Annotated in this window: 1 protein-coding gene; it reads left to right on the top strand. The window is 64.8% G+C overall.

The window, feature by feature from the left end; all coding sequences use genetic code 11:
* Window positions 1–1,148 (top strand): MdtA/MuxA family multidrug efflux RND transporter periplasmic adaptor subunit (locus JCM25156_RS17470; RefSeq protein ID WP_034960752.1); only part of this gene is annotated, 1,148 nt, incomplete at both ends.

Below are 1,148 nucleotides of genomic sequence, written 5' to 3'. Positions count from 1 at the left end.
CCCCCGCCAGCCGCCCCCCCCCACAGGCGGCGCGTGTTCTATATCGTGGCGGGCGTGCTGGCGGTTGTCCTGGCTGTCGCTTTTCTCCGCCCCCATACCCGCACGAATAAACATGCCCGCAGCGGCGACCAGCCCGTCGCGGTCGCGACCGTGGGGCGTGGCGACATGCCCGTGATCCTGACGGAACTGGGCACGGTTGTTCCCATCACCAACGTGACCGTGCAGTCACGTATTGACGGTTATCTGATGCAGGTGCTGTTCACCGAAGGCCAGCATGTGCACAAGGGCGACCTGCTGGCCCTGATCGACACCCGCCCCTATGACGTGCTGCTGGCGCAGTACCAGGGCCAGCTTGAGCAGGATCAAGCCCAGCTTGCCGCCGCGCGCGTGGACAATGCGCGCTACCAGCGCCTGATCCGCCAGAACAGCGTCGCCGCCATGACGGCCAAGGACCAGCAGTACAAGGTCGAGCAACTCGAAGGCACGGTCAAATCCGATCAGGCGCTGGTGGATAACGAGAAGCTCCAGATCACCTACTGCCACATCCTGGCCCCGGTGGATGGCCGCGTGGGCATCCGTCAGGTGGACATGGGCAACTACATCACGGCGGGCCAGACCAACGGGCTGGTGATCCTGACGCAGATGCAGCCGATCTCGGTCATCTTCACCCTGCCTGAAAACGACATCGGCCCCGTGGCCGACCGCCTGCGCCAGGGCACGCCGCTGCCGGTGGAGGCATGGGACAGCGCCAACCTCAACAGGATCGCGACCGGTCAGGTCAGCGTGCTGGACAGTCAGATCGACACCTCCACCGGCACGGTGCGCATGCGTGCGATCTTCGCCAACACGCAGGAAGAACTTTTCCCCAACCAGTTCGTCAACGCACACCTGCTGGTCAGCACCGACCACAACGCCCTGCTGGTGCCCACCAACGCGCTCCAGACCGGGCCGAATGGCCAGTTCGTCTATGTCGTAAAGGCGGACAGTACGGTGGAGGTACGCAACGTCAAGGTCGGCCACGCCAATGACACCATGACCGTGCTGAACGATGGCGTGAAGGAAGGCGAGCGCGTGGTGACCGATGGCGTCGATCACCTGCGCGACGGGGTGAAGGTCAGCATCCCGCAGGCGACCGGCGGCGCGACCGA

The sequence above is a fragment of the Komagataeibacter kakiaceti JCM 25156 genome, from assembly GCF_000613305.1.
The sequence above is the reverse complement of the archived record's forward strand: the minus strand, read 5'-3'. Positions and strand labels throughout refer to the sequence as shown.